At 36.8% G+C, this 24404-nt stretch carries 26 protein-coding genes and 2 tRNA genes; 13 read left to right on the top strand and 15 right to left on the bottom strand.

The genetic code is table 11. From position 1 onward, the window contains the following. Window positions 1-916 (bottom strand): type II secretion system F family protein (locus MRT15_RS04320; RefSeq protein WP_304328268.1); only part of this gene is annotated, 916 nt, incomplete at its 3' end. After that, window positions 900-2423, bottom strand: coding sequence for a type II/IV secretion system ATPase subunit (locus MRT15_RS04325; protein WP_304328270.1), 1524 nt, complete (start codon window positions 2421-2423; stop codon window positions 900-902). The genes MRT15_RS04325 and MRT15_RS04320, both read right to left, overlap by 17 nt. A 173-nt stretch (window positions 2424-2596) precedes the next feature. Between MRT15_RS04325 and MRT15_RS04330 the strand changes: the two genes are divergently transcribed. The 3 genes from MRT15_RS04330 to MRT15_RS04340 all read left to right on the top strand — a co-directional run bounded on the left by MRT15_RS04330 (window position 2597) and on the right by MRT15_RS04340 (window position 4894). Then, window positions 2597-3598 (top strand): hypothetical protein, encoded by a 1002-nt coding sequence (locus MRT15_RS04330; RefSeq protein ID WP_304328272.1) that lies wholly within the window; start codon window positions 2597-2599, stop codon window positions 3596-3598. After that, window positions 3573-4298 carry a hypothetical protein gene (locus tag MRT15_RS04335; RefSeq protein ID WP_304328274.1) on the top strand — a complete coding sequence of 242 codons (726 nt, stop codon included), beginning with the start codon at window positions 3573-3575 and terminating at the stop codon, window positions 4296-4298. The genes MRT15_RS04330 and MRT15_RS04335 overlap by 26 nt, the downstream gene beginning before the upstream one ends. 80 nt (window positions 4299-4378) lie before the next feature. Beyond that, entirely contained in the window at window positions 4379-4894 is a 516-nt protein-coding gene (locus MRT15_RS04340) for a hypothetical protein (protein WP_304328276.1), read from the top strand. An 11-nt stretch (window positions 4895-4905) separates the two neighbouring features. Here the strand turns inward: MRT15_RS04340 and MRT15_RS04345 are convergent, their stop codons facing one another. Further along, window positions 4906-5157, bottom strand: a complete 252-nt coding sequence (locus MRT15_RS04345) for a hypothetical protein (RefSeq protein ID WP_304328277.1) — start codon at window positions 5155-5157, stop codon at window positions 4906-4908. A 97-nt stretch (window positions 5158-5254) separates the two neighbouring features. On the opposite strand from MRT15_RS04345, the gene MRT15_RS04350 reads away from it, so the two are divergent. The 3 genes from MRT15_RS04350 to MRT15_RS04360 all read left to right on the top strand — a co-directional run bounded on the left by MRT15_RS04350 (window position 5255) and on the right by MRT15_RS04360 (window position 7645). After that, entirely contained in the window at window positions 5255-6313 is a 1059-nt protein-coding gene (locus tag MRT15_RS04350) for a histone deacetylase (protein WP_304328279.1), read from the top strand. 9 nt (window positions 6314-6322) lie between these two features. After that, entirely contained in the window at window positions 6323-7546 is a 1224-nt protein-coding gene (locus MRT15_RS04355) for a nicotinate phosphoribosyltransferase (protein ID WP_304328281.1), read from the top strand. Window positions 7547-7566: 20 nt separating this feature from the next. Then, window positions 7567-7645 (top strand) — tRNA-Pro (locus MRT15_RS04360). Window positions 7646-7652: 7 nt separating this feature from the next. Here MRT15_RS04360 and cca read toward each other — a convergent pair. Both cca and thpR read right to left on the bottom strand, forming a co-directional pair. Continuing rightward, window positions 7653-9059 carry a CCA tRNA nucleotidyltransferase gene (gene cca, locus MRT15_RS04365; RefSeq protein WP_304328282.1) on the bottom strand — a complete coding sequence of 469 codons (1407 nt, stop codon included), beginning with the start codon at window positions 9057-9059 and terminating at the stop codon, window positions 7653-7655. 4 nt (window positions 9060-9063) lie between these two features. After that, window positions 9064-9624 (bottom strand): RNA 2',3'-cyclic phosphodiesterase, encoded by a 561-nt coding sequence (thpR, locus tag MRT15_RS04370; protein WP_304328284.1) that lies wholly within the window; start codon window positions 9622-9624, stop codon window positions 9064-9066. 82 nt (window positions 9625-9706) lie between these two features. Here thpR and MRT15_RS04375 point away from each other — a divergent pair, with 82 nt between their 5' ends. Next, entirely contained in the window at window positions 9707-10249 is a 543-nt protein-coding gene (locus MRT15_RS04375) for an AAA family ATPase (RefSeq protein WP_304328312.1), read from the top strand. After that, on the top strand, window positions 10236-10631 hold the full coding sequence (locus tag MRT15_RS04380; RefSeq protein ID WP_304328286.1) for an RNA-binding domain-containing protein: 396 nt from the start codon (window positions 10236-10238) through the stop codon (window positions 10629-10631). The genes MRT15_RS04375 and MRT15_RS04380 overlap by 14 nt, the downstream gene beginning before the upstream one ends. Here the strand turns inward: MRT15_RS04380 and rnz are convergent. The 4 genes from rnz to MRT15_RS04400 all read right to left on the bottom strand — a co-directional run bounded on the left by rnz (window position 10621) and on the right by MRT15_RS04400 (window position 13675). Next, window positions 10621-11574 (bottom strand): ribonuclease Z, encoded by a 954-nt coding sequence (rnz, locus tag MRT15_RS04385; protein ID WP_304328288.1) that lies wholly within the window; start codon window positions 11572-11574, stop codon window positions 10621-10623. The two genes, MRT15_RS04380 and rnz, sit on opposite strands and share 11 nt — an antisense overlap. Before the next feature lie 10 nt (window positions 11575-11584). Further along, on the bottom strand, window positions 11585-12616 hold the full coding sequence (locus tag MRT15_RS04390) for a methyltransferase domain-containing protein (protein ID WP_304328289.1): 1032 nt from the start codon (window positions 12614-12616) through the stop codon (window positions 11585-11587). A 5-nt stretch (window positions 12617-12621) separates the two neighbouring features. After that, window positions 12622-13491: a ribose-phosphate diphosphokinase gene (locus MRT15_RS04395; RefSeq protein WP_304328314.1), complete on the bottom strand. Its 870-nt coding sequence runs from the start codon at window positions 13489-13491 to the stop codon at window positions 12622-12624. Between the two features lie 90 nt (window positions 13492-13581). After that, window positions 13582-13675, bottom strand: a tRNA-Gly gene (locus MRT15_RS04400). A gap of 99 nt (window positions 13676-13774) precedes the next feature. On the opposite strand from MRT15_RS04400, the gene MRT15_RS04405 reads away from it, so the two are divergent. Further along, complete coding sequence (locus tag MRT15_RS04405; protein ID WP_304328291.1) at window positions 13775-14161, top strand: hypothetical protein; 387 nt, start codon at window positions 13775-13777, stop codon at window positions 14159-14161. 37 nt (window positions 14162-14198) lie between these two features. Continuing rightward, entirely contained in the window at window positions 14199-15143 is a 945-nt protein-coding gene (locus MRT15_RS04410; protein ID WP_304328293.1) for a DUF1177 domain-containing protein, read from the top strand. Here the strand turns inward: MRT15_RS04410 and MRT15_RS04415 are convergent. Next, on the bottom strand, window positions 15114-15947 hold the full coding sequence (locus MRT15_RS04415; RefSeq protein ID WP_304328295.1) for a sugar phosphate isomerase/epimerase: 834 nt from the start codon (window positions 15945-15947) through the stop codon (window positions 15114-15116). The two genes, MRT15_RS04410 and MRT15_RS04415, sit on opposite strands and share 30 nt — an antisense overlap. Next, window positions 15934-16917, bottom strand: a complete 984-nt coding sequence (locus tag MRT15_RS04420; RefSeq protein WP_304328297.1) for a hypothetical protein — start codon at window positions 16915-16917, stop codon at window positions 15934-15936. The genes MRT15_RS04415 and MRT15_RS04420 overlap by 14 nt, the downstream gene beginning before the upstream one ends. 91 nt (window positions 16918-17008) lie before the next feature. On the opposite strand from MRT15_RS04420, the gene MRT15_RS04425 reads away from it, so the two are divergent. Together MRT15_RS04425 and MRT15_RS04430 are read left to right on the top strand one after the other, a co-directional pair. Then, entirely contained in the window at window positions 17009-18115 is a 1107-nt protein-coding gene (locus MRT15_RS04425) for an mRNA surveillance protein pelota (protein ID WP_304328299.1), read from the top strand. A 144-nt stretch (window positions 18116-18259) separates the two neighbouring features. Further along, window positions 18260-19357 (top strand): winged helix-turn-helix transcriptional regulator, encoded by a 1098-nt coding sequence (locus MRT15_RS04430; RefSeq protein ID WP_304328301.1) that lies wholly within the window; start codon window positions 18260-18262, stop codon window positions 19355-19357. 10 nt (window positions 19358-19367) lie between these two features. Here MRT15_RS04430 and MRT15_RS04435 read toward each other — a convergent pair whose 3' ends face one another. Next, on the bottom strand, window positions 19368-21581 hold the full coding sequence (locus MRT15_RS04435) for an elongation factor EF-2 (protein WP_304328302.1): 2214 nt from the start codon (window positions 21579-21581) through the stop codon (window positions 19368-19370). A 145-nt stretch (window positions 21582-21726) separates the two neighbouring features. Here MRT15_RS04435 and MRT15_RS04440 point away from each other — a divergent pair, with 145 nt between their 5' ends. Then, complete coding sequence (locus MRT15_RS04440) at window positions 21727-22524, top strand: sugar phosphate nucleotidyltransferase (protein ID WP_304328304.1); 798 nt, start codon at window positions 21727-21729, stop codon at window positions 22522-22524. Window positions 22525-22901: 377 nt separating this feature from the next. Here MRT15_RS04440 and MRT15_RS04445 read toward each other — a convergent pair whose 3' ends face one another. The 3 genes from MRT15_RS04445 to hxlB all read right to left on the bottom strand — a co-directional run. Continuing rightward, a complete protein-coding gene (locus MRT15_RS04445; RefSeq protein ID WP_304328306.1) occupies window positions 22902-23264 on the bottom strand; it encodes a hypothetical protein in 363 nt (120 codons plus the stop codon). Between the two features lie 75 nt (window positions 23265-23339). Continuing rightward, a complete protein-coding gene (locus MRT15_RS04450; protein ID WP_304328308.1) occupies window positions 23340-23810 on the bottom strand; it encodes a cytidine/deoxycytidylate deaminase family protein in 471 nt (156 codons plus the stop codon). A gap of 40 nt (window positions 23811-23850) precedes the next feature. Then, window positions 23851-24404, bottom strand: a 554-nt coding sequence (gene hxlB, locus MRT15_RS04455; RefSeq protein ID WP_304328310.1) for a 6-phospho-3-hexuloisomerase, incomplete at its 5' end; no start/stop codon positions are given.

Genomic DNA, 24404 nt, shown 5'->3' on the forward strand with positions numbered 1-24404 from the left:
TCAAGACAAAGGGGGGAATTGAATAAAGCAATATGCGCTTATAATTACCAAACCTAAATGGGTATTTCAATTGGCTAGAATCAATTATTATGAAAATCGAAAACGCCATTAATGGAGTAAAGATGAAGGTATAAAGTTTTAGGAATAACAATGCATTAAATGGATTCATAATCATAAATATGCCAATTAATCCGAGCGGTAGGAAGAGGAACAATGTTACTATGAGATCGCCAAATATGCTCACATCACTGGAGAAATGCTTAAGCTTACTTGAAAGCCGCTCACCCAATTTAAGTGTGTAATCCATTAAAGAAGATGATGGATAACCACCACTCTCAACAGACCTAATATATGAATCGAGATAATCCCTAAAATCTTTACATGGATGATTATAAGCTAAGAACTTCATTGATTGCATGGGATCTTTACTGAAAAACTTATAATCAGTTAGGAAGATTTCACTCTCAAATTTAAACCATGGAAAAACATTTTGTGAAGATAAACTTTCAAACCCTCTAAATATTGGGACATGGGATAAACTCAGCATACTGAAATAAGTGGATATGAAGGGAAGCTCGGATTCAACACCACTGGCACGTAAAGACATCCTAACTCTCGGATAGAGATAGAAGACTAGAAATGCAGAAGACATGCAGAGGGGTGGCAGTATTAAAAATAGAAATGACGAAAATAACGTTAGAAGAAGGATTGATGCAATTGTGGATGCTGGTAAAATTATTAGTAGGAGGTAGAATAGGAAGATTGAACAATACCCTTGAGGACTTATCTTCAAACCGGAACGAATTATAATTTCATTTAAATTAAGCTTACGAGAAATTACGTTTGCAAGGTTGCCGAAAATCCTATATGATAGGGATATGGGAGTTAATTGAATCATTCTACCTCTCCAAAGCAACCTTAATCACCTCAGACTCCCTCGAATAATAGAAGAGTCTAAGACGATCTATGAAATCATCATATTCACGTATACCATGAACATGCAAATCCTCAAGAAACCTCAACCTAACATTCAATTCACGTGAAATATCATTCATTGAAACCCCCCTCTCCTCAGCAATCTGCCTTATAAGGAAGCTTGAGGATAAAAGTGAATCAATAGTTGATGGTACGAAGACATCACGTGCTGGAATCCATTTGAAAACTTCAACATAATCTTCAGGGGACTTTATCTCATAAATGCCCACAACCCTCCTTTTAACACTCTTAAAACCCTCAATCTTCTTCAACACGATGGCACAGTTCATTAATGGAATATATATTGGGGAAACATTCATAGGTGGGGAGGATAGGCGTTTAATCGCAGAAGCTATTGAATCAGCATGCATTGTACACATACATCCATGCCCTGTAGCTGCAGCTTGAAACAATACATAAGCCTCTTCACCACGAATCTCCCCAACCACAATGTAGTCAGGTCTTTTACGCATAGCCACCTTAACAAGATCAAAAAGTGAAATCTCAAACTGCTTATCATCCATAAAGTATGCATGCCTAGCTATAAGTGGCTCCCAACCCTTAACTGGAATTTTAATTTCAGGAACATCCTCAATGGAGTCAACAGACCAGTTTGGTTTAAACAATGCACTCAAAGCGGATAATAGGGTTGTCTTACCACTCGCAGTACCCCCAAGTATAAATATGTTCTTCCTATTTTCAATAAGCAACCATAAATAGCAAGCCATAAGAGGACTTAACGTTGAGAAATCGTATATTAAATGCATAACGGTATAGGGTTTCTCCCTAAACTTCCTGATGCAAATGTTTGTGGATTTAGCGCTAACCTCCCTTCCATAGCATATTGAAACCCTATGCCTATCAGGTAGTATGGCATCAACTATTGGAAAAGCTATGGAGACATGCTTACCACACATGTGTGTAAGCTTAGAAGCCAGTGAATTCAACTCATATTCATTTAAAACGATATTAGTTGTAAGCCAATCCAGATGCCCAAACCTCCTATGCCAAACCATAAATGGAGTATCTGGACCAACACATTTAATATCTTCAATCTCCGGATCTTGAATTAACGGCTCAATATAACCATAACCCAAGTCTCTAGCTATATAATATGCAACACGATTCAAACTTAATTCATAAAGGTCTTTAAATCCATAATTCTCAGCCACCCTAAGTATCTGCTCATGTATATAACTGAATAAGTCGACATTAGAATCCAAAGTAGGGGGCATCTTAAATTCAAATCGCAATATCTTAGACAATTCCCTGTAAACCTTCAATTCCAAATCCATAAGCTCAGGTTCAAACACCATGTATAACCCTTCACCATCATTTTCTACAATAACCACATTAACCTGATCATTACAAACCTTATACGATGCAAGTATCGTGGCATCTACTGGAACCTTAGATCTAAAAATCTTAAAATTAGCAGGATACTCCATATATGAAGACCCACGCTTAAAGAAACGTTTAAATAACATTATCCGCAAATCCCCTCTCATCCAAAATTAGAAGTGAAAATAACGTATTTAAAACCAAAAACGTCATGCAATATAAACGCCATACATACTACAACAGCATTTTAATACCAAAACATATAGCAAAAAGGTGAAGTATGTTTAAACCCAGTACAAAAGAATTATCGGAAAAGATTGATTGGATAATGCAAATACTCAGTGAAATAAATGGGAAGGTAAATGACAACACCAGTAGAATAATGAAGCTTGAAGCGGAATTAAAAAGCATTCGACTAGATGAAATTGGTGAAGGTATAAAAGCCATAAATGAAGGAATATACAAAGTAAAGGAAGCTATTAATGAAGCTGAAAAGATGAGGGAGATAATATCCACACTTAGAAACCTAAATGTAAAGGGGGAATTTATAGGTAATATAGATGAATTAAGGAAGAGCATCGATAGTGTAATGCAACAATTGCTAAAAATAGGAGAAAACGTAGATACAAACATGAAAACATTGGCAGACAAAATAAATAGTATACAAACAATACATCAGGAAGTCATGAAGAATGTCATAAATATAAAGGATTTAGAAGTAAACGCATTAAAAAATATATCCACAATAACCATGATGCAAAAGGAAATAGGAGAAATGGAAAGGGATGTAAAAAGACTACTGGAAGAATATAAAGAAATTATAGATAAAACAGCAGCAACAAAAATTGAATTAAACAAATTAATGAATGAAATAGAGAGGAGAGAGGGAGAAAGCAAAAGGAAACTGGAGGAAGCAACGATATATGAAGAGAAGATTAAAAGGAGGGAGGAAGAATTAATTGAAAGAGAGAAGCTACTCACACAGCTAACAAACACATTAATTGAAAAAATAAAGGGGTACGAGGAAATAATGAAACTAACAAACTCAAGAATAACATACTTAAAAGTTTTAGAAGAGAAGAGTAGGGAAATTGAAAATAGGGTTAAAGAGTTAAAGGAGGAGAGGGAAAGACTGGAAAGGGAAGTCAACATTCTAATAAAGAGGAGGAATGACCTCGAAGAAGAAGTATGCAAATTAAATGATATGAAGACAAACATGGAGAGAAATCTAAAGAACATAATGGTGGCAATGAAAATTGAGCAACCCAGAACTAACATATAAAATCCTAGATTACTTAAAGAGGGAAATATCAAGAGAAACCACGAAGGGGAAATTAACATTCACCTCCAAAAAGATAGGTGTAGAGATAGGGGAAAGGGGGGAAATAAGGAAGATAAACGCTATTCTAAATATGCTAACAAAAGAGGGGATAATAAAGTTCGATGAAAAAATAAAACGCTACTACATAGGCAAAGAAGATGTAAAGAGAGTGGAAGAATACCAAATAAAACTTGAGAAAGCACTACTACTAGAATACCATAAACCTCTAAGCAACATAGAGCCACCCATAGACGTATACAAAATAGTTAAGGGAATGAAGCAGAGAATAGCGCAAGCGAAGAGGAAGAGCATAATAAAACCAATATACGATGTAAACTGCCCCGAAAAATACACCATAATATTCAGGACATACAAAATGCCAGGATTCATAATAAATAATGGTGGCGAGAAAGTCTTCGAAGCATACAGGCTGGGATTCATGAAACCAATAAAAGCAATATATAGGGGGGAAGAAATGCTGATAAGAAGGAGATGGGGTAAGGAAATAATAATCACAAAGAATGGTGGAGAGGAAATTGCTAAAATGAAGGGATATGGAATTGAAAAAGCCATATTCACATATGAAGAAGCACTAAGTGAAATTAGCATACCAATAGCAATAGCATTGTTTGCAATAAAACAATTTGACGTAATAATTTAAAATAAAAATATATGAAAATTAACTTAACATACGAGAACACATCAATATATACCCACATAAACCATAAGATGAGGGGTTAAATGAGTAACAGTAGAGGAATAAGTGCAATAATGGTCTCAATAATACTACTAGCAGTATCCATTGGAATGGCAGTAGCATATGCATCAACCATGATGGGATGGTTTGGAAGCGCAATGAACATAGTGAAGATAGATGCATCAGACTCAAAAATAATTCTAAACCCATCCACAAATCAAGCAAGAATACAAATAGTACTAAGAAACATGGGGACTACAACCATAAAAGTAAGTAGCATTTCAATAGACACCGAGGGGCAAAAAGCTATTGTAAACTTCACAAGCAATAATGCAGTAATATACCTGCAAGATCAGACTCCAAGTAATGGAAATGTATACGGATCTACGAAGGATGTAACTATCTCCAATAACCAGTTGTTAATACCGCAAGGTTGCACAGCAACCATATACTTTGAAATAACATCATCAACGCAGCTGTGGAAGCTTGGCAATGTATATAGGGCATTGGCATTCTATGATGGAGGCATATTCGACTTTAAGATAAGTGCAGTGTACTAAAAAAATAAAATTTAAATCCTTTTTTTCTCAATTTCAAGTTTTCCGCATACCACATCTAGAATTTCATTTAAAATTATTTTCAATTCCGTGAGAGATTCGTATATTATCATGTCTCTCTGCAACAATTCATTTCCAATGGAGTTTGATTTCATGAAATCTATAAGCTCAGAAATAGCATTCTTTATATATGCAACATCCATCTTAACTTCTTCTATTGAACTCTCCATTTTAAACAATTTTGCTAGTATCTCCTTATCACCCAAATGGGATCCCAAAATAAAAATCTCTATGAGATATTTCAAACCTATACTGGTTATAGGTGTAAAAGATAAATCTTAAAATAGAATTATAGGGGGAGATGTGGAGAGGGTTGCTCTAATATATGCTGAGGAGTATTTGAAGCATGAGACTGGTAGGCATATTGAGAGAGCTTCAAGGCTGATTAGGACTCTTGAGGTTCTAGAAAATGCGAAAATATATGAAGATAGAATCGTTGAAATTTTAAAACCTAGAAGGGCTCTTGAAGAAGAAGTGTTGGAAGTGCATTCTGAGAATTTATTGAGTAGAATAAAGAGTCTAGCATCCATGGGAGGAGGGAGGATAGCTCCAGATACTGTAGTTTCAAAATACTCATATGATGTGGCATTGCTAGCGGCTGGAGGTGGGTTAAGAGCCCTCGAATTGGTAAATGGGGGATTTTTTAAGAGGGTTTTTGTACTCTGTAGACCTCCGGGACATCATGCCGAGCATGATAGGTCGAAGGGATTCTGCTTAATAAATAACGTTGCCGTAACAGCTAAAAAGGCTTTAAAAATGGGGTTTAAGAGGGTCTTAATACTTGATTTTGATTCACATCATGGTGATGGAACACAAAAAATATTCTATGAAGACCCTAACGTTGTTTATGCATCAATACATCAAGATGGTAGGACATTATATCCAAGAACTGGAGATTTTAGGGAGGTAGGTGTGGGTGAAGGGGAGGGGTATAAGATAAATATCCCTCTTCCACCAGGATCAACAGGTACTATGGCTTTTAAATGCTTAAAGGAAGTTATACTGCCAATAATGGAAGAGTATAAGCCTGAAATGATATTGGTGTCCGCTGGATATGATGGACATTGGCATGATAAGAATTCAGATTTAATGTACACAACGGAGACATATTATGAATTCATGAGGGAAATCGTGAAGTGTGCAAGAAAAGTAAATAATGGGAAAATTATAACGTTACTTGAGGGGGGATATGATTTGAAATACATGCCATACTCAATATTAAAAACCTTGGAAGCTATGTGTGAAGGCAACTATTGGATGGTTCTGGAGAGAGATCCAAAATTGAATGCCGCTGAGAAGAGAACTGTAGAAATATTAATAAAGAAGGCTAGGAAGGTTTTATCAAAATATTGGAATATTTAGTGATGGATTATGCGAAAATTCCATGTAGCATCCCCAGAAGAGATAAAAAGTGGGGGGACAACGGACGTATACTTCCAGAGAACAATGGAAGTATTAAAGACTATAGGAAAGGAGAAGACGAGGGTAGTTATGGAGGTAACCACTGGGGGGTTACCAAAGGGTTGGGATTGGGGAATAATATGTGGGATGGAGGAAGAGATGTATCTACTTGAAGGTATACCAGTAAACGTTTATGCAATGCCGGAAGGAAGTATATTCTATCCATTAACATATAATGGTATAAGGGAGCCAGTAATGGTGATCGAAGGTGAATATGGAAGTTTTGGACACCTTGAAACGGCAATACTTGGATTGTTATGTCAAGCTTCAGGAATAGCTACAGCAGCAGCACATATCAAAGTAGCTGCAGATTTCAAACCAATATACTCATTTGGTATAAGGAGGATGCACCCGGCTTTAGCGCCAATGATAGATAGAGCTGCATACATTGGAGGAGCAGATGGAGTTTCTGGAGTTAGTGGGGCGAAACTTATCGGCAAGGAACCTGTTGGAACAATGCCACACGCACTGATCATAATAATTGGAGACCAGAGAGAGGCTTGGAGGAAATTTGATGAAATTATTGATGAAAAAGTTCCGAGAATAGCATTGATAGACACATTCTATGACGAAAAGATTGAAGCCATAATGGCAATTGAAACTCTAGGGGGAAAGCTTTATGGTGTAAGGTTGGATACGCCAAGTTCAAGGAGGGGAGATATGGCCGCCATAGTTAGGGAAGTTAGATGGGAGTTGGATGTGAGAGGGTACAAAAACGTGAAGATAATGGTTTCAGGAGGGTTAGATGAGGAAAGTGTAATAGAGTTAAGTAAGGCGGGAGTGGACGTATTTGGCGTTGGAACAAGCATATCAAATGCAAGAACAATAGATTTTGCATTGGATATAGTTGAAGTTGAGGGGAAGCCTATTGCGAAGAGGGGTAAAGCTAGTGGTAAGAAACAAGTTTGGAGATGCCAAAACTGTTTAACAGATGTAGCTACACTGATGAATGAAAGGGTGGAAAAATGCCCAGTATGTGGAAACACAGAAATGAAGCCGATGCTTCAACAAATTATAAGAAATGGCGAGATAATAGCTGAAATGAAAAGGCCATCAGAGATAAGGGAAATGGTGTTGAATAATTTAAGGAAACTTATTACTGTAAGAAAACAATTTAATAAGCATCAGAAATAAAGTATAGCATGTATATTGGTGGGGCCGTCGTCTAGCTTGGATTAGGATGCCAGCCTGGGGCGCTGGTGGTCCTGGGTTCAAATCCCAGCGGCCCCACCAAGTCAATTTAAACTTTAGTTAGCCAGGGATATGCCCCCTTAAGATATTTTGTTAAGAAAATTGCGAATTCCCTATTGTTGGAGTAGAAGTCAAGTATCTCTTCATTCCTCAAAATTGTCTGGTTTGTTGTTAATAATGATTTCATGAGATTCCCCATTTTTGCATTTTTCATCTTCTCATATAAGAGTTGCTTAGCATCAGCATATTTCCTCTTCAAATATACAATCCATCTAAAACCTTCAATTTTAGGTCCAGAGAAAACATTGGGGGAATTTAAGTATTTCCTTAGAAACTTATCTGCTTCATCAAATATGTATACGGGTGGGCCTACATGCCTCTTTATATTTGGAAGTTTTGAATGCTCCAATTCAAATATGAATACAACTGCACTTTTCTCATCAGACCAAACATCATAATTGATGACATTGAAATCAAAATTTAAGAGAAGCTTCCTCAAACCATCTAAAGTCTTATACAATTGCCCCCAAAGAATTTCACTATGAACCTTTGGGCAACTTGTAATTACAAATATTAAGTCACTCCCTCTAGCGTTAAATTCGCTGATTATGTTATCTTTAGAGAGTGGTTCTATGGGTTCTGGGAAGAAGAATTTCAAGTTCGGCGATTCAATAAATAGTTTGGATGCTGAAATGAATTTGGACATGGAATCTATCGATAATGCGGCAGCAACATTCCTACTTCTGTCCACAGGATCTATCACTATTAATGGAGCATTGAATATTCTAATAGCCTCCTTGGGATTACTATAATATCCCTCAATATCTATAACCGTAGAAAAGGGCTTCCAATTCATTGCATTCTTTAAAACATCGATGAATGACCCATAATATAATACCAGTAATTCACATAGATATCCAGAGAAACCCTTAACCTTCATTTCAGCACCATAACAGCCAATCCCCTTCATAAACCCCTTAAGCAATCTAACTTCATCTTTAGCCTTCTCACTAAGATTAGCTTTCACGTATGCCGTATGGAATGGTGTTCTATCAACAGCGGTTTTAGCTTCATCCACAGAATTCAATTTCAAGCATGGAACGAGATCTATTCTTACACCCTCATAATTCAATTCCACATATGGATGTTCAGCATAAGCTTCAATGAAATTATCCCCAACAACCCTTCTTGCCAAGTTCAACAATACATTCCTAAACTCATTTTTATCATAACCCTTCGGGAAGAGTATGAAGACGTCAATATCTTGCTCCTTCGAAAGCCAAGTATCCTTCGCAATTGACCCCTCAACCTCCACATTCAAATTTAATCCAAGCTCCCTAATTCCACGTTTCAATTCATCCATTAATCGATTCAATAAATTCTCAATTTTAACTCTCTCATCAGCATTAGGCTTTAAAACTTCCAAAGCCTTTGATAAAACCTCATCTAAACCCATAAACCTACACCAACTTAACCTCATACAAATTTGAGTATATGGGTCCACGGGGGGTGAGAACACTCTTCTTCAAACACACCGATGTAACTGTAAAGCTACCGAAAACTCTTTCACCGTAATTCATAAGGAAGCTCGAAAGTGAACGTACATTCCTATCACTCCTAAGTCTCCCAAGAGTTATGTGGGGAATGAATTCCTCACTTTCAGACTTAAAATTCAATTTCCGCAGTCCAGAATCAAGAAATCGATAAATTTCAATAACATTACTACCCCCATCACCAACCCCAGCCCATACAACCCTAGGCCTAGTAACTGAGGGGAAAGCCCCTAAACCCTTAACCTCAAGTGTGAATGGGGAAGCCTTCAACCCCCTCATCACATCACAAACCCCATTAACCCTATCGGCAGTTATCTCCCCAAGAAATTTTAAAGTTAAATGAATGTTTTCCCTTTCAACAAATTTTATATCGAGATTCATTGAAGCCATGGCTTCTTGAACTTTAACCAATTCATCAATTATTCTTTCATCAATGTCGATGGCAATGAAAGCCCTAACAAGCGACAAAATTAACACCTCAAATAGATAGGGAGAAAAACTAAATAAACTTTTAATAAATATCTAAGGGGGATGACATATAAAGCTGATAATATGCCTCACAGGGATGCCTGGATCTGGGAAGACAACTATAAGTGAAATTGTTAAGGAAATGGGAATACCAGTAATAGTAATGGGGGACGTTGTAAGGGAAGAAGCAAGAATTAGAGGTATTGAACCCACACCTAAAAATCTTGGGAAATTGATGATTGAATTGCGGGAGAAGATGGGAGCAAATGTGATAGCAAAGAGATGTGTGGATAAAATCAAAGAGTTAAATTCAAAGATAGTATTGGTGGAAGGTGTGAGAAGCTTAGAAGAAGTTGAAGAATTCAGAAAGGTGGGAGATGTAAAGATAGTAGCCGTACATTCATCACCTAAAACCAGATATGAGAGACTATCCAGGAGGGGGAGGAGCGATGACCCAAAAAGCTGGGAGGAGTTTGGAGAAAGGGATTTAAGGGAATTAGATGTTGGAATAGGTAGAGTAATTTCTCTGGCAGATGAAATGATTATAAATGAGGGGACCTTGGAAGATTTAAAGAAAAACACGCTAAAGGTTTTTAGGAAGGTTATTCAAAATGATAAGGGTTAAAGCGATAGTTGAAGTTAAACCAACAGAAGATGTGGAAAAGGTTAAGAGGGCATTATTAAACTTAATGACACCGGAAAAAATTGAAATTGAAAGTAGGGGTGAAAGTCAATACATTGTGGCTGAGGGTAGTGGAATTGAAAGCTTATTAAAATTGCATGAATCATTGAAGAGGAGGAGGATACTAACCGCCGCAAGAAATGTTATGAAACAATCAGTTATTGGAACTAGCATGACAATATATCTGAACAAACAAGCAGCATACATGGGGCATGCATCATTCTGCCAGCGGGAAGGGGAATCCCCGCTGGGACCTATAACTATAGAGGTGATATGCGATAGTGAGGAGGAGATAAATGAGTTAATAGATAAGCTTACTTCATAGGGTCAATTAAACGTCTTAAACTAACAGCATTCTTTGAAATTGATAACTCAAGAAAATCTTCAGCCACAATAACATTACTAAACTTCTCCTTAGCTTGCTTAAGCAACACTTCAGGGGAAGATGAATACCTCGCACTTATATGTGTTAATACAAGCAACTTAACATTGGCTTTCGAAGCAATTTCAGCAGCTTCACCCGCGGTGGAATGCATATCGGAAATAGCCTTATCAATTAAGGAATCATCGAAGGTTGAATCATGAATAAGGATGTCTGCATTCATACTTAAATTTAGCACACTCCCACATGGACGTGTATCCCCAGAGAAAACTATTTTAATGCCATCCCTAGGTGGATCCATAACTTGATGTGGAAAGACGGGTTCCCCGAACATATTTAGTACGCATTTACCCTCCTGCAACATCTTCCACAAAGGCCCCCTTGGAACGCCAAGTGCTAAAGCCTTATCTGGGTGAAACCTGCCAGGCTTTGGCTTCTCCTCAAAGGAGTACGCATAACTTTGCTGAAAGTGCATAGCCTCAGTAGCTTTAACCACATAATCCCTCTCCTCAACCACTATTCCAGGGGTAACCTCACTGATATGCAGATCATATGATATTTGAAATTGAAGAAGCTCCTTAACTTTCATTATGAAATCTACAATCCCCTTAGGTCCATACACATACACATCATACTTCCTATCCATTAAAGATAGAGTTTGAAGGAGACCTGGAAGCCCTAAGACATGATCACCATGCATGTGGGTTATGAAGATCTTAAGGTTTTTAGGGAAACCTATACCGGCAATCATCATATTCCTCTGAGCACCCTCACCACAATCGAATATCAAAAGATCACCATGATACTTAAGAACAATACATGAAAGCCCACGCTTAACCGTTGGAAGACCTGCACTAGTCCCGAGGAATATCAATTTCACGCTCATAAACCTCCACCTACACTTTGAACACACAGATTTCTCTAATTAAACTTTTATGAACCCTCATGACATGGGACTCCACCAACTTAAATCCCACATCTAAACCAATATTTTTAAGATCCACATTCTCAGGGGCGGCAATGCAAATGTAACCATCTTTAGACATTAAGCCATATATGTCTTGTAAGAAACATTTAATTAAATTTTTTAGATTCATACCCTTCGTGGAAGCAGTTCTACCATAAGGAGGATCTGTGGCGACGAAATTCACAGACTTGAATGGTAAATGCTTAGCGTCCCCCAATATTAAATTGTAATTTTTGATGTTGAAGTACCTTAAATTGATTAGACAACCCCTAATCATCTTTATATCAATATCCAATCCAACGACTTCACATCCGATCAGAGCCGCCTCTATTAAAAATCCGCCAAAACCACAAAATGGATCGAAGAATAATCCTCCAGGTCTAGCTCTACATAAATTCACAAAAAGCCTAGATATTATTGGATTTAATGAGCTTGGATGGATAAATGGTCTATTTCCAACCCATCTTGAGTGAAAATCTCTCCTACAAGACTCCCCGAGGAGGACACCTAGGAGGAAGCTCCCACCACTCAAAATACCAACGATAATCTCCTCTGGAGAATCGAATTTAACCCGTGCAGAACCATTAAGGCTTTTATAAATGATCTCACCGATCATAGATTCCAAAGTTCTAGTGGATAAATTAGCAGAGGATGATAGAACCCTATGAACCCTCACATGAAAACTCTTACCATTCAGAAATGACCAATCAACATCCCTACAAGCCTTAATAATACTATCATAATCCGCATTACAGAAAACCAGCTCCTTAGCTCCAAAAAATGACATACTAGACCTTTTGAGAATCGTTCTAATGGATTCCTTTAATGATGAAAACCTGAAAACACATGGGAGAGATGAATTCAATGTATATGGTATTCGCTCAGCCTCCAAAATAGCTTTAACTTCAGCCATTGGAAGTGATGGATGTTCACAAGATAATCTTAAGAAGAAGTTTTCCATAAGCATCATTTAATAATGGATTTTATTGCAGATGCTATGGCGGGGGCAACCGACACCCTACTATAATATGATTCGATGGTATCGGTTGAAATTATATCATAAACACCAGCATTAAACATGTTAATCACAGCATTGCCAATGAAGAGTCCATGCGTACAGCAAGCGAATACCCTATTAGCTCCATGCTCTTTCAAAATCTTAATAGCGTTAATCATAGTTCCACCAGTACTTATTATGTCATCAACCAATATAACATCTCTACCACCAACATTAAACTCCTTCAACTCAGACTCCACAGCCCCACTACTCCTATCCCTCCTTTTAACGATGTAATCAGACTCAGCACCAATAATCTTAGCAACAGTTTCCGCATACTTAAACGCTTTAGCATCTGGAGCTATAACTATTGGATTTATAAGATGATATTTTGAAAGGAAATCACCAATAAGTGGGAAGGCAGATACCTCCATCGCCCTATTTCCAAAGAACTTTAATACCTCCCCACTATGAACATCCACAAACACATACCTATCTATATCATAAGTTTTAAGCAAATCTGCAAGAACTTCAACACTTACTATTTCACCATCAAGAAACCTTTTATCTTGACGCATATATGCAAGGTAAGGTATAACCAAAATTATATCTTTAGCCCTATAATCACTTAGTAGCTTCAAGAGGAAGAATAGCTCAACAATCCTCTTATCTTGGGGTGGAGTAAGCGAGTGAACTAAAACCACAGAATCATCAACCTTAGATAACAATCTAAAATAACTTTCACCATCAGGGAAAATCTTCCATTCAAAATTAACCAAATCCAATGATAATAGCATTGAAAGACGTCTACCAAGACCTTGAGAAGATGGACCCATCATCAACTTCAAAGCTATACCACCATCAGTAAAAGTATATCCACTAAACCCTAAATAAAGATTAATTACAATACACTAGACAATCGAAATTAGTGCGGCGGCCGGGATTTGAACCCGGGTTTCCCGTCCAAAAATGGATAACAGGCTCGGCAAGCCTGTGTCCTAGTCCAGGCTAGACCACCGCCGCAACAATAAAAATGTAGTTAACCATAGAAATAAAATTTACCAAAGCCCATTTAAAAAACTATTTATAATACTTCCATTATTGAAAAATAGGTATAACGCTATGAGCAATGAAGAGAGCATACAATGCCCATGTGGAACAATAATAAGAGACCCAAAGCAGTATAAGATCGTATTCATAAGGAAGGAAGCACTTGAAATAGACATATTATGCCCCAACGACCTATGCTACCTTAAAGAATTAGGATACGTAAAATTTGAAGTAAACGATGACAATAGCATAAAACTAATCAAAGCAGAATTCAACACACCATTCGTAACCTGGAATTCAAGTAGAATTGGATATGAAAAGACATCAGAGGAACTTAAAAAGCATCTTAGAAAAATAGTATTGGAATTGATAGATTGGGATAAAATTAAGTGGTATCTTAGGGAAGGTGCTTCTGAAACAAAATTTGAAGATATAAGTAAAGTGGAAGGAAACAATTAATTAAATGTTAACTAAAACTTAATTGAGGTGAAATATAATGTCATGCTTTAAACAGGTATTGGAAGCTATAGACATACTTGAAGATTCAAAGATAAATGGAATAAAAATAAAGGAGGAAATGAATAGAAGAGGATTAAGCCATGTGGAAGTAAAGAGCGTAGAGGGGAAGAGGGGGAAAACAGACTTCATAAAAGTTTTGATCCCAGGTAAAGAGGGGAAGATGAGGGGTGGAAACAAACCCACATTGGGAATAATTGGAAGACTTGGAGGGATAGGTGCAAGACCACAAATGATTGGCCTAGTTTCAGATGCTGATGGAGCAATAGTGGCAATAGCATCTGCAATGAAATTAGCTGACCTAATCATGAAAGGAGACGAACTTATGGGGGACGTAATAATAACAACACATATATGTCCAAATGCACCCACAAAACCACATAAACCAGTACCATTCATGGACTCCCCGATCGACATGAACACCATGATCATAAACGAAGTTGACGAGAGAATGGATGCCATACTATCAGTGGATGCAACTAAGGGGAACAGACTAATAAAAGTGGAGGGATTCGCAATAACACCCACAGTTCTCAACGGCTGGATCCTAAAGGTAAGTGATGACCTGATAAATATATATGAGAGAGTAACTGGACATAGAGCATATATAGTTCCAATAACCATGCAAGACATAACACCATATGTGGAAGGCATATATCACATAAATAGCATAATGCAACCATGGATCGCCACAAAATCCCCAGTGGTTGGAGTAGCAATAACAGCAGAAGTACCAGTAGCTGGATGTGCAACTGGAGCAACATATATAAATAGCTTAGAGAAAGCCACAAGATTCTGTATAGAAGTGGCAAAGGATTATACTGCGGGATTATGTAAATTCTATGATGAAGAAGAATACAGAAAACTAATAAGCTTATATGGCGACATGGAAAGATTACGTGGAAACTTCACTTCCAAAAAATAGCTTCAAAACATTCAAACTCTTTAACGAGGCAGAGTAAGAGAGATTTTCTATTATCAATGGCCCACTCAAATTGCAATTTAAAACCCTTTTAAGATAATCCTTCCAAAACGGAGTACCCATATCAAGAGGCCAATGCCTATCAGCTAAACCATCGTTACCACTAATATGAAAATACGCTATCCTATCACGTAGAGAATCAATATATGAATTGAAAGAATTCATAACATGGGCATGGGATATATCCAATGCCATCTTAAAACTATTTGATTTGCTAAAGAAACTTTTGAAATCTTCAACCTTAAGTATTGTGGATCTATCAGTTGCCAAGTTTTCTATTAATGGAGTTATCCCATAATCACTACATAAATCTCCAATCGATAAGAGGAAGTTTATTCCATCTAATATAGGCTCATTTAAATCTCTAAACAGATATGTAAAGGAATCAAGCAACCCAGGATGGAAAACTATGAATTTACATCCCAGCTGATGCGCATGTTCCACAGACTCCCTATACATATCCATACTAAACCTTCTAGCCCTATAATTTGATGCTGAAATGTTAACTGAAGTGTATGGGGCATGTAAACTTAAAGTCATATTTAGGGGTGATGAAAGAGCCAGCATCCTTTTAATTCTACTAGAGTCAAGGAAATGCAAACCGTCATCCACAACCTCCCAAAGTGAAATTCCAGAAGAAGCTATGAAATTTAAAGCATAATCAAAATCCTTTGATATAAAGCAGAGAGAAGATAAGCCAATATTGAAAAACTTATTCAATTTCAACCCCCTCCTAATAGTAAACATTCCCCTTAAAACTAGGCTCTCGTATTTTACTAGCCAAATCACTACCACAATACTTGCAGATCCTCTTCAAAAAGCATTCCCCTCCACAACTTAGAAATGACGATAAGGGGCATCCATTACAGTAATGGGTTACACAATTAATATTTTGAGATGTGCAACAATAGGATGTGAATAGATCTAGGAAGTCATGTATAACCATAGGTTCTCTACCAGAAACCTTAGAAACGAAATCTAAACACTCCCTTGTGCGAATTCTCAAAGCATAATCTTCGGAGAAGGTTAACTGGGATTGCACAATTTTATTCATGAACTCATCATCCAAATGTATCAAGCCACACCTCAAAATAAATGGTAGGATAGAACCATTAACTGGAAAATGAATATTATCAAAATCATTAAATGATGTCACCCCCTTCCTAAATAACATTTTAGCTAAAAGTAAAGCCTTATACTCAACAGGATCATCAAAACCCATAAACTTCTTCAATCTCTCAATGAACCCAGAACCATTACGGTACAAGTAGTTTGAGGAAGCATAAACTACATCTAGAATCGAGTTACCATATTCAGACATAATCCTTTTAGCAACATCCCTAACCATCTTAATCCTACGATCAACATCAATAGTTTCAAAACCATATATCTCCCCATAATTAAACATTCTCTCAAAGAAACTTCTATCTAAATTGGAGGTATACTCAAGGGAGAAGAATTTAGGGTCTTCATCAAAAATCAATTTACCCAAACGCCAAAATAATCTAGAACCATAATAGTATTTACCATCAACATAACCATAAAATATCGACCCCGAAAAGGAGTAATCCATAAGAACCATGAAGAAAAGATAATTTGAAACGAGATCATACCCATAAGATAAATCTGGATAAAACTCGGTATTAGAATAATAGTTTTGCGGAATATCAAGACTACTTAAAAGCCAGCCAAATGCCAATCCCCTATTCAAATCCAACATAACCCTCAAATCAATCTAAATCAATGTATAATATGGAAAATTTAAAATTTAACCATCAAGATTATGAAGACAAGAAAGCGGAAGGGAAATGAGAATAATAAATTTTGACGAAAAAAGTAGGGAAATGGTATTAAAGATAGAAGATGAAGATGATCTCTGGTTACTCCACAATATAATCGATAGAGACGATGAAGTATACGCTAGAACAACTAGAGAAATAAACATGGGAAATAAAAGCGTAAGAAAGAGCATGTACATTGGAATAAAGGTAAATAAAGTGGAATTCCAACCATTCACAAATAGACTTAGAATTCACGGCACAATAATATACCATCCAGAAAAATACGAGGAATACGGGTTCCTAGGAAGCCACCACACAATAAACGTAAAAGTTTCAGATGAAATAAAGATAAAAAAGAGTAAGTGGCAAAAATACATAATAAATCAGATAGAGAGAAGCTGTGGAAAAAGCGAGAAAGTTCTGATAATATCAATTGACGATGAAGAAGTAGCCGCAGGGATATTGAGAAGTTATGGATTGGAAATAATTTTTGAAATGCAACTCAAAATCCCAGGAAAGAGGGAAGCAGAAGCAAGGGAAGAAAAGGTGGATAAAGAATTAAGGGAAATTTCAAAGAAAGTTATGGAAATCATAGAAAGGAGGGATATAGAGATATTGGTAATTTCCGGAATAAGCTACATGAGAGAGAAATTAACTGAAAAGATACTGGAAGATATAAAGGGGTTGAAAAAGAAACCAAAAATAATAAGTGAAGATACATCAAACGGAGGAGTAAGAGGACTTTATGAAACCATAAAGAGAGAAAGCATAACCAAAGCTCTTGAGAAGATAAAAATGATTGAAGACAATAAAATAATGGGAGAATATCTACAAATACTCATAAAAGAACCGTCAATGGCAATCTATGGATTAAACGATGTATACAACGCATCAAAAATTGGAATTATAAAGACACTACTCATATTAAATAGAAAACTCAAAACTTATGATGAAGAAAGGGAGAAACTTGAAGAAGTAATAGGGAATGTTGAGAAATATAATGGGGAAATTAGGATAATATCAGATGAAAGCGAAGCTGGGAGAGAGTTAAATTCAATTGGAGGAATAGCTGCAATACTGAGATACAAAATGGAAACTCCTTTAAAAAATGTTAACACTAATATTAAAAGTTAAGGGGAATATAATCTGTTTAAGGCTATGATGATGCGTGTAAGGTCTGAATATTGATGAACCAGCTAACTCTGAGCCCATGAAAAATAAAAAGAAAAAGGAAAAATTTAAAAATATGCAAAATAAAAAATAAGGAAGTTGAGTACAATGTTTGATTGGAGAGAAAGCCCAACTTTCAGAAAATATTCAAAGGCAATAGATAAAACATGCCAGAAGATAATAAAGGCACTACATGAAACAGGAACTAATAATTTATCTTTACTTGCAAAGAAAACTGGAATGTCACCCGCACTAGTACACTACTACTATGATAAACTGACAAGCAAGAACATACTAAAACTAAAAGTGAAAGTCAACGTGGTAAACATGGGGCTACAACCCATAGAAATCATATTTAAAGACGAGGGTATGGGGAAAGAACCTGGCTTAGAATCATATTTAAAGGGCATTGAATATTGGAGAAATATAGAGAAATACTATGTGCAGATGGACACCTACTGGCACGTATACTTCAATATACCAAAAGAAGCTATAAATGACTTCAATAGATATGTAAGGAATGTTAGTGAGAAAGCTGGTGTAAGAATAGTATACATGAATACAAATCCAATAGACATAAACCCCAAGCCAAATGTAGATTGGTTTAACGATGAAGAAAGAAGATGGGAGTTTAAATGGAGTGAATGGATGGACGAAGTAGTTCTAGGCAGTAGGGAGGTAGATTTCACCGTACCAAAAATGGGAGAATTTGTAGTGCTAGATAAACCAGATGTATTTATAATTCAAAAACTTGAGGAAGATGCAGAAACATCATTCAAAGAAATGGCGAATGAAATGGGCGTCACTCCACCAACTGTCAGATACCACTACTACAAACATCTAGTGAAATATGATATCATTGAAGGTTATGAAGCAATATTAAAGCTATTCCCAGAAAACATATCAATAAATATTCTGGGACATATTCAATTCACAAGTAGAAAGAATATGAATAGCTTCATGGCCTCATTAGAGGGGAAACCCTTCTCCAGTAGAGTGTTAGCAAACTTAGAGGATAATAGGGCGACAGTATACTTCTACATACCATTCGATCAAATAGTGGAATTAAATAAGGCATTGATTAATATGAAAAGGGCAGGTATAATAAAAGATTGCACCATGGGGTTAATAGATTATAAATCAAAAATGGAGAAAAGTCTACCAATGAATTTGTATGAGAAAGGAAGTTGGAAAATGTTTTTCTAAATATGGATGGTTATGGTGAAAGGAAGTCCTCAACTTTTGGCGGATTTGGAGGCAACCCCTTCCTCTTCCTAATCTGTCTAATCAATTCTTCAGCAAGTTGCTGAGGAACTACACCCCAATGGGAGAACTCAGTACTCCAGAAACATCTACCCTGTGTTGCACCTCTAATCTGATCAGATAAATCAAAGGTTTCTGAAACAGGTATATGGCATCTAACAAACATCAATAACCTCTGATCTTCCATAGATATTATTTTACCTCTCTTGGAAGTTATGACACGGAGCAAACCACTAACAAACTCTTGAGGCACTTTAGCTTCCAACTTTAGAATAGGTTCCAAAAGTATTGGAGAGGCAGATAAGAAAGCTGCAAAAATTGCGTTTTTCGTCGCTGGCATTATTTGGGCTGGACCCCTATGAGCTGGATCTTCATGAACCATTGCATCCACTAACTTGACTTTAACACCTCTAATAGGTTCTTGAGCCAATGGACCTGCCTCCATAGACCATCTGAAAGCTGAAATCAAAGTATCTTTAATATCCCTTAAATATTGAATACCCTTTGTTACATCCACAAATATGTTCAAATACTGATCTATGGCCATTATACCCCTAGCTTCATCAGCATCCCACCCAGCTTCAGAACGTAAAATTTTAGCTCTTACACGCCAATCTTGATCTTCATACACAGCACCAGTGCTAAGCAACTTCATAGTCACCTCATCTAATGGCTCAATACTAATGTATATACGGTTATGCTTATTTGGAGATTTACCTTCAATAGGTCCAGCAGACCCCTTAATACTCTCCCTATACACCACTATTGGTGGTGACACATCTACCTCCATACCCCCAGTTCTTTGACGTAAATCCCATAAGGCAATTTCAAGATGCAAAGTTCCCATACCACTGATAAGGTATTCTCCAGTTTCCTCATTTATCTTGACATGTAAAGTGGGATCTTCAATAGCCATTTTCCTTAAAGTGTCAACTAAACGTGGCAGATCAGCACTTTTCTTTGGCTCAATAGCCACTGTAACCACAGGCTCACTAATATATGCTAACTTTTCGAAAGGAACCATGGAATCCTTATAATCAATGCCAACCACAGTTTCCCCAGCCCTTGCATTATCCAATCCAAGCAAAGCCACAATGTTCCCAGCCAAAACTCTATCCACAACCTCCCTATATGGGCCCATGTACAAGCCAACTTGCTGAATTCTACCAGTACTTTTAGCCATCATAAGATATACTTCATCGCCACTGGTAGCTGTGCCGCTAAAAACCCTTCCAGTAGCCACTAAACCTGCATGTGGATCAACAACCATTTTGCTTACACAGATAACCAATGGCCCCTTTGGATCACAATTAAGCATAGATTTACCTATTTCACTATCAATATCACCACGCCAAATCTTTGGTATCCTATACTTCTGAGCAACTCTTGGACTTGGAATATGCTGAACAACCATATCTAAAATTGCTCTATACAGTGGGAATTCATCAGCTAACTGGGAAACTTCCTCAGCCCCCTTCTCATAAGCTTTAACTATCTCACTAAATTTGATACCAGCCTTCTGAGCAATAGGTATCGTTAAACCCCACTTATGAAGTGCAGAACCAAATGCCATTTGACCCTTCAATGGATTAATTTTCCAAGCATCTTTAAATTGAGGCTCAGCATATAATTCAATTAAATTATTGAAATCCCTAATTATCTCCATAAGTTTTTGTTGAACTTCCTCAGGAGTTAATTTAAGCTCCCTAATCAACCTATCAATCTTATTAATATATAACAGCGGTCTTACACGCTCCTCTAACCCTTGCCTCACAACAGTTTCCGTCTGCGTCATAACACCTTCAACAGCATCAACAACGACTATGGCTCCATCCATAACTCGAAGGGATCTAGTTACATGACCAGTAAAATCAACATGACCAGGAGTATCAACGAGGTTAATTAGATAAGCATTGCCATTATACTCGTGGTAAAGAGATACATTAGCCGCTTTTACAGTCATTTGCCTCATCTGCTCTATAGGCACGTAATCCAAAGCCAAAGCTTTACCGGCAACCTTAGGCGAAATAAGTCCAGCTGCCATTAGAAGAGAATCTGACAATGTAGTTTTGCCGTGATCCACATGAGCCAAAGTACCAATATTCCTAACATTATCCAGCTCATCCATTATCTTCAAAATCTGCTCAGTAGTCTTATACTTAACCAATTACAGCACCCTCCTCAACAATTCAAAATCAAAAAGTAAGATGTCAAAGTCTTTTTTAAACTTTACTGAAAACCAATTCCCAACATCCAAAAGCTCTAAAAATAAATTATACTCCATAAAATTTATTGTAAATGGAGTGGGTAATATGAACACATTAAAGGAGTTAATGGAGGAAGCGGAAAAAACACAGGTAGTAATGCCAGTAGGGGGGAAGGCTAAGAGGATGGGTTTACAAAATGTAAATAAGGCATTAATAAAAGTTGCTGGTAAAACACTACTTGAAAGAGAAATAGAATTATATAGGAATTGTGGATTCAAGAAGTTCAAATTACTAATAGGCCATTTAGGTGAAGAAGTTATTGAGTATGCAGGTAATGGGGAGAAATGGGGGGTTGAAATACGATATTCGATGGATCCAAATGTTGAGAAAGTGGGTAAGGGGAAAGCTTTGAAAAATGCACTAATAAATGGGGTTATAGAAAGAGATAAGAGAGCACTAATAACATTCCCAGACGATTTGAAATTAAACAGATTCTTACCATTAATGTTACTTGCACAACACATATATGGTGTGGAGAAATATGGCATTCTCGCCACATCAGTACTGATAACTTCAACAACATACCCCTATGGCGTGGCTGAAATAGATGAAGTTGGAAGAATAAAAAGATTTGTGGAAAAACCACAATTAAACATATTAACACATATAGGAATGTGCATAATTGAACCAGAAGTATACCAATTAATAGATGAACTCATAGATATAGGGAGGCAAGAGGCAGTAGAATATGAGGCAACAGTATTACCAGAACTAGCTAGAATGGGTAAATTGTACAGTTTAACTCTATATGCAAGTGATAAGGATGATTGGATACCAATAAATACATTGAAAGAATTGGAGCAAGCGGAAAAATATCTTTCACAGAGATCCAAACCTCTATAGAAAAGCTTTGGCTAGAATTATTGAAGGCAATTATAGGGAAGTTAATCAATAGATTAGGTGTAGTGAAAAAGCACAGTAGAGGAAAATTAAAGCATTGACGCATATCTAGATGCTAAAGCACATTTAAAGTGAAACAACTAAAGCCTTAGAAATATGTTTAAAAGAAGTCTACTTTGCTAACATACGAACCAGAAATTTAAGAATTACTGCTAAATCTCAATGGAAAACCCAAGTACATCTCTATTCATACATAGTTGGAAAAAATTATGATCATGTTCAGACTTACTAAATATGAGATATGCGATGCAACATCTTCTTTAATCCCCCATAAAAAAGGAGAAATTTGAAGATTGGTTTTTATTTAAAAATTGGAATATTTATTTCGTAGTTATTGTATACTTGCATCCAAGAGGCTTTAAAGCTTCATCAATCTTAGATATAAGTAACTTTAATTGCTCAAAGGTTGGTGGAACAGTCCATTCAAAGTAGAAGTCATAATCACCGAGAGTCCATCCACTTTTACTTATCATGTTCTCATAGTGTACACGTGCTTCCTCATCAGATACCCCCCACTTTTCAATAATTATTGACACAGCATCATCCCGTGATAATGCTGTTCCACCAAGAGTGTCATAGAATAGTACTTTGGGCAATTCTTTAGAGACTTCGACTGCAACTTTTTCCAAAGCTTTTAAAGCTTCCAATATTGGTGGTCCATATATTTTAATGTAGGTTTTCACTTTTAATTACACCTCAAATAGAATTTATCAATGAAAACATTATAAACTTTATCCTTTACTTTAATGAAATTGTAATTAGTTTGTTTTTATTTGGAATTGCCTTACAATGATTCCAGCGGATTTCAATAAATCCATGGAGACGGGATCTTCATATGGAGAATCGTAAACAACCTCCTTTATTTCGGCATTTATTATCATCTTTGCACATATAGAACAGGGGAAATCAGTAACATATAATGTTGCACCACGAGTGCTAACCCCGAAAACAGCAGCTTGTATTATTGCATTTTGCTCTGCATGAACTCCTCTGCAAAGCTCATGTCTCTGACCAGAGGGAACATTCAATTTATCCCTTAAACATCCAGTTTCAGAGCAGTGAGGCAACCCCTTTGGGGCACCATTATATCCAGTAGACAGAATATGTTTATCTTTAACTAGTACAGCGCCAACATTTCTTCTCAAACATGTTGATCTTTCCTTCACTATGTGGGCGATTTTCATAAAGTATTCATCCCATGATGGTCGAGCAAGAGTGTCCTTTTGCAATTAAATCACCAATTAAAATGGTAATTGTAAAGGAGCAAAATCATAGCCCCTCAAGAGTTGCATGCCTACTTTTTAAATCCTCTTCTGTTTTCCCCAATCTCTTCATAAGCTCACCCACTAAGGACTCTAGAAATATTGTGGCAGCTATTTCGAAGAGCGTTCCAAGTGGAGCTAATGGTTCATGTAAACCCAGTACTTGCCTAGAAAAGTAGTCGGTAGTTTCTGATATTTTAGTTCTACCGGGAACATAGACCACATGATCTGCCAATTGACCTAGAGGTGATTCTGGATGTGAGGTTATGGCTATAACCGTGCAACCAACTTTCTTCGCTGCTTGAGCAACATCAACCACTATTCCAGTACTACCAGAGCCAGATATTGCCAGTAGTACATCCCCCTTCCCAGCCGCTGGGGTTATTGTCTCCCCAACTACATATACCTGAAACCCTAGATGCATTAATCTCATGGCGAAGGCTCTTGCCACAAGTCCAGATCTACCTGCACCTATAACGAAAATTGAATGTTTGGCTGCTTGAGCATATATCAAAATATTTATTAACTTTTCAACTTGAGCTTCATCTATAACGGAACCAA

It is taken from the genome of Candidatus Culexarchaeum yellowstonense, assembly GCF_024707025.1.
Taxonomy (GTDB): domain Archaea; phylum Thermoproteota; class Methanomethylicia; order Culexarchaeales; family Culexarchaeaceae; genus Culexarchaeum.

Coding starts and splice junctions, on each gene's coding strand:
- MRT15_RS04340 (WP_304328276.1), top strand. CDS start 4,379: ATGAGTAACAGTAGAGGAATAAGTGCAATAATGGTCTCAATAATACTA.
- MRT15_RS04325 (WP_304328270.1), bottom strand. CDS start 2,423: ATGGAGTATCCTGCTAATTTTAAGATTTTTAGATCTAAGGTTCCAGTA.
- MRT15_RS04425 (WP_304328299.1), top strand. CDS start 17,009: ATGAGAATAATAAATTTTGACGAAAAAAGTAGGGAAATGGTATTAAAG.
- MRT15_RS04415 (WP_304328295.1), bottom strand. CDS start 15,947: ATGTTTACTATTAGGAGGGGGTTGAAATTGAATAAGTTTTTCAATATT.
- MRT15_RS04430 (WP_304328301.1), top strand. CDS start 18,260: ATGTTTGATTGGAGAGAAAGCCCAACTTTCAGAAAATATTCAAAGGCA.
- MRT15_RS04395 (WP_304328314.1), bottom strand. CDS start 13,491: ATGATGGGTCCATCTTCTCAAGGTCTTGGTAGACGTCTTTCAATGCTA.
- MRT15_RS04405 (WP_304328291.1), top strand. CDS start 13,775: ATGAGCAATGAAGAGAGCATACAATGCCCATGTGGAACAATAATAAGA.
- MRT15_RS04330 (WP_304328272.1), top strand. CDS start 2,597: ATGTTTAAACCCAGTACAAAAGAATTATCGGAAAAGATTGATTGGATA.
- MRT15_RS04390 (WP_304328289.1), bottom strand. CDS start 12,616: ATGGAAAACTTCTTCTTAAGATTATCTTGTGAACATCCATCACTTCCA.
- MRT15_RS04440 (WP_304328304.1), top strand. CDS start 21,727: ATGAACACATTAAAGGAGTTAATGGAGGAAGCGGAAAAAACACAGGTA.
- MRT15_RS04380 (WP_304328286.1), top strand. CDS start 10,236: ATGATAAGGGTTAAAGCGATAGTTGAAGTTAAACCAACAGAAGATGTG.
- MRT15_RS04410 (WP_304328293.1), top strand. CDS start 14,199: ATGTCATGCTTTAAACAGGTATTGGAAGCTATAGACATACTTGAAGAT.
- cca (WP_304328282.1), bottom strand. CDS start 9,059: ATGGGTTTAGATGAGGTTTTATCAAAGGCTTTGGAAGTTTTAAAGCCT.
- rnz (WP_304328288.1), bottom strand. CDS start 11,574: ATGAGCGTGAAATTGATATTCCTCGGGACTAGTGCAGGTCTTCCAACG.
- MRT15_RS04355 (WP_304328281.1), top strand. CDS start 6,323: ATGCGAAAATTCCATGTAGCATCCCCAGAAGAGATAAAAAGTGGGGGG.